This window comes from Bradyrhizobium ferriligni, from assembly GCF_056837965.1.
Genome location: NZ_JBXEJO010000103.1, coordinates 18,883 through 27,268 on the forward strand (window position 1 = coordinate 18,883; position 8,386 = coordinate 27,268).

Sequence of the window (8,386 nt, forward strand, 5' to 3'; positions counted from 1 at the left end):
ATGATATCAGGCCCGAGGTCTGCGCAAAGTCCAGCGAGGGACGGCCCGCATCCCGATTGCGAATGCAGGCCCCAGCCGCGAGCATGCCACATCTGTTTGGGTGGACCGGCTCTTGCATGCTAGAGATGACTTACGTCCAACCTCTGAGGCCAGAATTCTCATGCCCATCGTGAACCGCGTCGCCGATCTGCAACCCGATATCCAGGCTTGGCGCCGCGACATCCATGAAAACCCCGAGCTGCTCTACGACGTCCACCGCACTGCATCATTCGTCGCCGACCGGTTGCGCGAGTTCGGCTGCGACGAGGTCGCGACCGGGCTCGGCAAGACCGGCGTGGTCGGGGTCATCAAGGGCAAGAAGGGACCGGCCAAGGGCGACGTCAAGGTGATCGGGTTGCGTGCCGACATGGATGCGCTGCCGATCCACGAGCAGACCAATTTACCCTACGCCTCGAAGACGCCGGGCAAGATGCACGCCTGTGGCCATGACGGCCACACCGCGATGCTGCTCGGCGCCGCGCGCTATCTCGCCGAGACGCGCAATTTCGCTGGCGACGCGGTCGTGATCTTCCAGCCGGCCGAGGAGGGCGGCGCCGGTGCCGCCGCGATGATCAAGGACGGCCTGATGGATCGCTTCGGCATCGAGCAGGTCTACGGCATGCACAACGGTCCGGGGATTCCGATCGGCTCATTCGCGATCCGCACCGGCCCGATCATGGCCGCGACCGATGCGATCGACATCAAGATCGAAGGGCTCGGCGGTCACGCCGCGCGGCCGCATAAATGCATCGATTCCGTGCTGGTCGGCGCGCAGCTCGTCACCGCCTTGCAGCAGATCGTCGCGCGCACCGTCGATCCGCTCGACTCCGCCGTGATCTCGATGTGCGAATTCCACGCCGGCAACGCCCGCAACGTGATCCCGCAGACCGCGGAGCTGCGCGGCACCGTGCGCACGCTGACTCGCGAGGTGCGCGATCTCATCGAGAAGCGCGTACGCGAGGTGGTCGACGGCGTTGCCAGGATGACCGGCGCCAAGATCGATCTGACCTATGAGCGCGGCTACCCGGTCACCGTCAACCATGAGGCGCAGACCGAATTCGCGAGCCGCATCGCGCGCGAGGTCGCGGGCGCATCCAACGTGCACGAGATGCCGCCGCTGATGGGCGCCGAGGATTTCTCCTACATGCTGGAGGCGCGGCCCGGTGCCTTCATATTCTGCGGCAACGGCGACAGCGCCGGCCTGCATCACCCTGCCTACAATTTCAACGACGAGGCGATCGTCTTCGGCACGTCGTATTTCGTGAAGATCGTCGAGAACGCACTGGCGGCGTGAGGCTCACGCGTCCCATCGCACCGGCAGCGTCACCGGTCCGCGGAACACCCAGCCGCGCACGACCGGCTGCGCCTCCGCGCGGAGGCGCAGATTGCGCAAGCGCGCGAACAGCATCGGCGCCACGATCTTGCCGACGGTGAGCCGTGACACCCAGGTGCCGGCGCAGAAATGCGGTCCGGCGCCGAATGCCAGATGCGATTGCTTGGGCCGCGTCACGTCGAAGCGGTCGGGCTCGGCGAAGCGGCTGCCGTCGCGGTTCGCGGCGCCGACGCAAAGGCCGATCTGAAGGTCTTGCGGCAGCGTGATGCCGGAAAGATCGACGTCGCGGGTGACGCGGCGCGGATACATGCCGATCGGCGAGATCCAGCGCACCGCTTCCTCGAGCGCGGCCGGCCACAGTTCGGGCTTCGCCAGCACGCCGTCCTTCTGCGCCGGGTTTTCCAGGAGGCCGAGTACGAGCGTCAGGATCGCGTCGCGCGGCTCGTTCAGGCCGCCGCCGATGATCACCTTGATGTTGGCGCGGATGGCCTCGATCGGCATCGGCGGATCGGCATTGACCATCGAGGACAGGATCGAAGGGTTGGGCTGGCCGCGATGCTCCTCGAGCACCGCGTCGATCGCGGCATCGACCTCGGCGCTCGCCTGCATCGCCTTGCGCTCGATCTCGGCGTCGGCGGTATAATTGCCCGCGCCGTCGATCAGCGCCTGCGACCACTTGGCGAGGGTCTGCCACGGCATCTTGCGAAAGCCGATCATCGCCATCAGGCTGAGCGAGGCCATCGGCGCGGCAACGGCGGAGAACAGATCGGCCTCTTCAGTCGCCAACAAATCATCGATCAGCTTTTCTGCGATCGCGGTGAGTTGCGGCGCCCAATGCTCCTTGATCGTTGCCGGGCGGAACGAGGGCTCGATCGCCTTGCGGCCGATCGCGTGCTCAGCGCCGTCCTTGCGCATGAAGGTCGGCCCCATCACCTTGTTGACCAGCGAGGCCGGATTGTCGGCCGAGTAGGTCACCGGATCGCGCTCGATCCGCGTGATGTCGTCGAAGCGCGTCACCAGCGTCAGCTTCGCAGGCTCGACGAAGACCGCGGGCGCCATCTCGCGCAGGCGGCCGAAGATCGGATAGGGGTCGTCGAGCAGATCCTGATACGCGATGTCGGTGACGACTGGCACGGCGCGGGTCATTGGTCCTCCCGGGAGCGCTTTTCGCGAAGGCTAGCGCCGGACACACAATCGCTCAATTCGATGGGATCGATCTGGTTCATCGAAATATTCCATGACCTTGTGCTAGGCTGGCCGCCAGCAATGCAGGGAGGTGCAGCGTGGCGGCCAATTCCTCGATCGATCCGATCGATATCGGGACTCTGCGGACCCTCGTGCTGGTCTATGACCTGCAGTCGTTCTCCGCCGCCGCCAAGCGGCTCGACGTCAACCAGTCCACCATCAGCTATGCGATCGAGCGGCTGCGCGGCGCGCTGCATGACCCGCTGTTCGTCCGCAGCGGCAATGGCGTGACGGCGACCGAGCGTTGCGCGGCGCTGGTCGCCTGGGCGCGGGACATGATCGGCGACATCGACGGGCTTGCCTCACCGGCGGAGTTCGATCCGGCGACGGCGCAGGGCAGCGTGACGATCTCCTGCAACTATCACGAACGCCAGACCCTGATCCCGCAGTTCAGCACGCGGCTGCGTGCCGGCGCGCCGCGGGTCCGTCTCGTCCTGCTCGATGCCGCGGGCCACGGCGACGTCCATCTCAAGCAGAACCAGTGCGACATCGTGCTCGGTCCGGTCGGGATCGTCGGCGAGAGCTTCTTCCGGCGCCATATCCTCACCGACCACTATGTCTGCGTGATGGATCCGGCCAATCCGCTCGCGCGCGGCCGGATCGCGCTATCGGCCTATGCCAGGGCCGAGCATGTCTTCATCACCCACAGCGGTGAGTGGCAGCCGCTTTATCTCGCGGCGCTGAGGGCGAGGAAGATCGAGATCGAGGCGGTGGTCAGCCTTCCCAACCACGACAGTCTGGAGCGCATCATCACAGGCACCAGGCTCGTCGCGACCATCCCGTATCATCTGGCGCGGGCGACGCGCGGCGGCCTCCATGTCGCTGCGCTGCCGTTCCGCGTGCCGATCTCGATCGACATGTACTGGGGCGCCAGGACGGCCAAATCCGGCCTGCACAAATGGGCGCGCGGCCTGCTGGCCGAGGTTGCGAAGGCCTGCGCCGCCTGAGCCAGGAGCCGGGCTGCAGGTCCAAAGCAAAAGGCCCGCACCGGAGTGCGGGCCTTTGTCCGGCGCGTTGCTGCGCCGAAAGCGTGCGGCGTCAGAACAGGTGGTAGAACACGTAGTAGAGAACGCCCGAGATGATCATCGCGGCCGGCAGCGTCAGCACCCAGGCCATCGCGATGTTGCGGATCGTGGCCCATTGCAGGCCGGAGCCGTTGGCGGCCATGGTGCCGGCGATGCCTGACGACAGCACGTGCGTGGTCGAGACCGGCAGGCCGTAGCCGTCGGCCGCCGCGATCGTCGCGGCCGCCGTGATCTCGGCGCAGGCGCCCTGCGCGTAGGTCAGGTGGGTCTTGCCGATCTTCTCGCCGACGGTGACGACGATACGCTTCCAGCCGACCATGGTGCCGAGGCCGAGCGCGATGGCGACGGCGAACTTCACCCAGCTCGGGATGAACTTCGTCGCGGCATCGAGCGAGCCCTTGTACTCGTTCAGCGTGGCGATGTCGGCAGCGGTCAGCTCGGCTTCCTTGTCCTTCATCAGGAAACGGATCGCCTCGGACGCCAGGTACATGTCGTTACGGGTGTTGCCGACCGCGTCAGCCGGGAACTTGGCCAGCGATCCATACTGGGCAACCTGCTGGCCGATGTCGCGCACCAGCACCGCAAGCGACGGAAAGGTGCCTTCGTTGATCTGGTGCTGCGCGACATAGTTGGTCACGGCCGGGCGCGGATTGCCGATCACGTTGTAACCGGCGGCCTTGCCTTCGATGACCTTGCTGGCCGCGGTCGAGTGCGCCGTGAACAGCTCGATCTGGCTCGAGGGCATTGCGCGGTTCAGCGCATAGGCGGTCGGCACGGTGCCGATCAGGATCAGCATGATCAGGCCCATGCCCTTCTGACCGTCATTGGAGCCGTGGAAGAAGCTGACCAGCGTGCAGGTCAGGATCAGGATGCCGCGGATCCACCACGGCGGCGGCTGGTCGCCGACCGGTTCGCCGAACAGCGCCGGCGTCGCGCGCTGCAGCGCGATCTTGAGGAGGTAGAGCAGGCCGGCGGCGAGCGCGAAGCCGAACAGCGGCGACAGCAGCAGCGCCTTCGCGATGTTGGTCGCCTGCGACCAGTCGACGCCCGAGGTGCCGTCACGGCCGCGCAGCAGCGCGTTGGTGATGCCGACGCCCATGATCGAACCGATCAGGGTGTGCGAGCTCGAGGCCGGCAGGCCGAGCCACCAGGTGCCGAGATTCCAGATGATGGCGGCGATCAAGAGCGCGAACACCATGGCAAAGCCGGCACTGCTGCCGACCTGCAGGATCAGCTCGACCGGAAGCAGCGAGACAATGCCGAACGCGACGGCGCCGCTGGAGAGCAGCACGCCGATCAGGTTGAACATGCCCGACCACACCACGGCGACATGGGCCGGCAGCGAGCGGGTGTAGATCACGGTGGCGACCGCGTTCGCGGTGTCATGGAAGCCGTTGACGAATTCGAAGCCGAGCGCGATCAGCAGCGCGACGAACAGCAGGATATACGGCAGGAACGAGGTGATGCGCGTGCCGGTGGCGTCGACATCGGCATAGATGCTGTAGGCAACGAACAGCAGCGCGGCCGCGACCACGCCCAAATAGATAACCCCGGTGAGAGGATGAAAGCCCTTGTCGAGGTCCGGACCCTTCTTTAGGGCGGGCTCGATCGAGCCGGGTAACGCCATATCGCTCATGGTAAACTCCTGTCCCAATGCTCCCGATTTTGATCGATGCATATGACAAGCAATTGAAATCCGGCCCCGTGAGATGAGCCGGCTTGCGGTGACGGTGGACATCGAGCCGAATTTTTGTGCAACGCATTGAGCGCGCACGTGGCTTCGCGGCCTCGTGGCAAACTTCAGCAACAAGGGATCGCCGATCGCGATGGAAAGCTGCGGCCTGCGTTTCGCAGGACGAGACAATGTGCGGATGACACCACACCGGCATCCGGCGGGGCCGGCGGCCGGAGAATTCGGCGCGCGCCTGCGAGTGGAAGGATCGCGAATGAGGGAGGAGGATTGCGGGATGAGGTGGCGCGCCGCACGATCGGGGCTAGCAAACCGCGCAGCGCGCCCGCCTCAGGGTACGTCATGGCGTGAACATGACGCCCGATACCTGCGGAACATGCTACCCTACCACGGATCAATTAAAGGTTGTAGGTATTTGTCTGCGTTTAGAACAATTTCTCGTTGCGATGTGGTTCCTCCGGTTCCGCTGGTTTTGCGGAACTCAAGCTGCATCGACTGATTTGCGCAACTGATGTGCGGCGATTTTCAGGTCGTCGATAAAGCGCTGATATTCCAGCGCCTTGGCTTTTTCATCCGGCAGCCGCAACAGATAGGATGGGTGCACGGTGACGAGCACCTTGGTTCCGTCGTGGTCGATCAGATGACCGCGGTTCTTGTTGATCGGCGTGATCTTGCCGAGCGCGCTCTGCGCGGCGGTGGCGCCGAGCGCCATCACGAGGTCCGGCTTGATGGTGGCGAGCTCGCGCTCGTACCACTGGCGGCAGGCGCGGATCTCCGGTGTGCTCGGCTTCTGGTGCAGCCGGATCTTGCCGCGCGGCACGAATTTGAAGTGCTTCACTGCGTTGGTGACATAGACCTTGCGACGATCGATGCCCGCTTCCTGCAGCGCGCGATCGAGCATCTGGCCGGCCGGTCCGACGAAGGGGTGGCCTGCGAGATCTTCCTTGTCGCCGGGCTGCTCGCCGACCAGCATCAGCGTTGCGCTCTGCGGTCCCTCGCCGAACACGGTCTGGGTTGCGTCTTTCCACAGCGGGCAGGCGCGGCAATCGGCGGCCTCCTCGCGCAAGGCCGCGATCGTGTCGTGAGCTTGCCTGTCTTGAGCTTGCTTGCCTTGAACTTGCTTGCGGGGCATCGGCGTATCCTGCCGCTTCTGCGGCTCGGCCGCCTTGCGTGCGATGAAGGGGCCGCTGGTCATGCGCATTGCGTCTTCGATCAGGGGTTTAATGATCGAGTCCTCGGGCAGGTTCCTCCAATAGGCTTGCGGCATCTCCATCATTTTCAGCCGTGCGGGATTGAAGCGGCCGTTGTCGTGACGCCGCCAGGCTTCCTCGAGCCGGTCCTCGGTCGGCACTTCGGATTTGGCGACGCCCGGCGTGATCGAGATCGCGTGCCCGTCCCAATGTGCGCAGACGTCGGGGGTCAGGATCGACCACGGCATGTCGGCGAAGCGGCCGGCGAAGAACGGCGCGGCAAGCTCGACGATGCGATGCTCCGGCTCGAACCAGGCGACGTAATGCGCCGTCCGCTCGCGGCCGATCTCGCGGAAGCGCAGATGCGCGTGCATCCTGTCGATATCGACATAGACCGCGCGCGCCATCGCGTGGATCTCGGCGACATCGGGATCATCGGTCGCGCCGAGCAGATCGTGATGGCTGCGCAGTCGCCACAGCAGGCGATAGAGCAGGGCAAAGCGTTCGTCACTGCGATGCAGGATCGCGGTCTTTGCGAGCTCGACGAATTTGGCCGACACATTGAACCGCGCCTGTGGCGTATCCGGCAATTCATTCACGCAGGATGGTGACGACAATTCGTCGTCGCTGCGTACCGTCCACATGATCTCCGCGGGCTTCACATCGTTCAGCGCCAATCGCCGCGCGGCCTTGCGCCAGCCCTCGAAATCGGTGTCGTTGTCGAGCACGATGATGCGCATGCGATTGCTCCGTTTCCGTCACGCTGCCATTTCCGGGGCCTTCCGCGCCTGGCTTGCGGAAGAGCGGGGCCCGTCTGCTTTGGCGGCTGCTGAATCCCATTGATTCCACTCATGAATCGATGAGCTCACCAATCCGATTGACTCTGCGGGCCCTGTTAGCTTTATATTAGAACATACCATGAACAAATGAGCCAGTCCCTGGTTCTCTGTTCTGGTCAGTGACGGCCTCAAATTTTGGTTGGGAAGGAGCGGCGCAATGAACGGCGCACGCATGGGTACGCTTGCGTCTCTGCGCGGCAGCATCGCGCGCATCGAGGCGCCATCGGATGCGGCGATGCCGAACCGCATCGCGCTCGGCCATGCCGGCGCGGATGCGATGCTGCGCGGCGGGCTTGCGGCGGCAGCATTGCACGAGGTGTTCGCGGCCGGCCATCAGGGCGGCGCGGCGACCGGCTTCATCGCGGGGCTCGCCGGACGGCTGTCGGCACGCAAGCCGCTGGTCTGGGTGCGGCAGGATTTTTCCGATCGCGAGAACGGCGCGCTGTCGATGCGCGGGCTCGCCGAACTCGGCCTCGATCCGCGCCTCCTGGTCACGGTGCGCGCCGCCGATGTCGACAGCGGTTTGCGTACCGCGGCCGACGCGCTCGCCTGCGATGCGCTCGGCGCGGTCGTGCTCGAGGTGTGGGGCCAGGCGCGCCAGCTCGATCTCGTCGCCAGCCGCAAATTGACCCTGGCCGCGCAAGCCTCCGGCGTCACCGCGCTGGTGCTGCGGATCGCGGCAACTCCGATCCCCTCGACCGCGGAGACGCGCTGGATCGTGCGCGCGGCGCATTCGCCGCCGGGCAATGCCGCGAGCGTGTGGGGCGCCCCGCGCTTCGAGGCCGAACTCGTGCGCAATCGTCATGGCCCGGTCGGGCGATGGATCATGGAATGGAAATGTGATGAGTGCCAATTCAGTGAACCGTCGGCGTATTCTCAGCCTGTGGCTGCCACGCCTGCCCATCGACCGCATCAAGCGCAAGCTCGCGCAGGACATCGCCTCGCAAGCTGAAGCACATGCCGTTGTGCCAACCGACACACGGGCGGTGGTAGGGCTCCCTCTCCCGCTTGCGGGGGAGGGCTGG

At 65.3% G+C, this 8,386-nt stretch carries 6 protein-coding genes; 3 read left to right on the forward strand and 3 right to left on the reverse strand.

What is annotated here, in order from left to right; all coding sequences use genetic code 11:
* Window positions 1-160 precede the first annotated feature (160 nt).
* Window positions 161-1,333: a M20 aminoacylase family protein gene (locus AC1VNY_RS39015; protein WP_482409156.1), complete on the forward strand. Its 1,173-nt coding sequence runs from the start codon at window positions 161-163 to the stop codon at window positions 1,331-1,333.
* 3 nt (window positions 1,334-1,336) lie between these two features.
* On the opposite strand, the gene AC1VNY_RS39020 is transcribed toward AC1VNY_RS39015, so the two are convergent.
* On the reverse strand, window positions 1,337-2,518 hold the full coding sequence (locus AC1VNY_RS39020; protein ID WP_482409157.1) for a cytochrome P450: 1,182 nt from the start codon (window positions 2,516-2,518) through the stop codon (window positions 1,337-1,339).
* A 137-nt stretch (window positions 2,519-2,655) separates the two neighbouring features.
* Between AC1VNY_RS39020 and AC1VNY_RS39025 the strand changes: the two genes are divergently transcribed.
* Window positions 2,656-3,564: a LysR family transcriptional regulator gene (locus tag AC1VNY_RS39025; RefSeq protein WP_482409158.1), complete on the forward strand. Its 909-nt coding sequence runs from the start codon at window positions 2,656-2,658 to the stop codon at window positions 3,562-3,564.
* Between the two features lie 91 nt (window positions 3,565-3,655).
* On the opposite strand, the gene AC1VNY_RS39030 is transcribed toward AC1VNY_RS39025, so the two are convergent.
* Together AC1VNY_RS39030 and AC1VNY_RS39035 are read right to left on the reverse strand one after the other, a co-directional pair.
* Window positions 3,656-5,278, reverse strand: a complete 1,623-nt coding sequence (locus AC1VNY_RS39030) for an inorganic phosphate transporter (protein ID WP_310880728.1) — start codon at window positions 5,276-5,278, stop codon at window positions 3,656-3,658.
* A 535-nt stretch (window positions 5,279-5,813) separates the two neighbouring features.
* Window positions 5,814-7,262, reverse strand: a complete 1,449-nt coding sequence (locus tag AC1VNY_RS39035; RefSeq protein ID WP_482409159.1) for a UdgX family uracil-DNA binding protein — start codon at window positions 7,260-7,262, stop codon at window positions 5,814-5,816.
* Window positions 7,263-7,518: 256 nt separating this feature from the next.
* Here AC1VNY_RS39035 and AC1VNY_RS39040 point away from each other — a divergent pair, with 256 nt between their 5' ends.
* Window positions 7,519-8,313 carry an ImuA family protein gene (locus AC1VNY_RS39040; RefSeq protein WP_482409160.1) on the forward strand — a complete coding sequence of 265 codons (795 nt, stop codon included), beginning with the start codon at window positions 7,519-7,521 and terminating at the stop codon, window positions 8,311-8,313.
* Window positions 8,314-8,386: the final 73 nt, after the last annotated feature.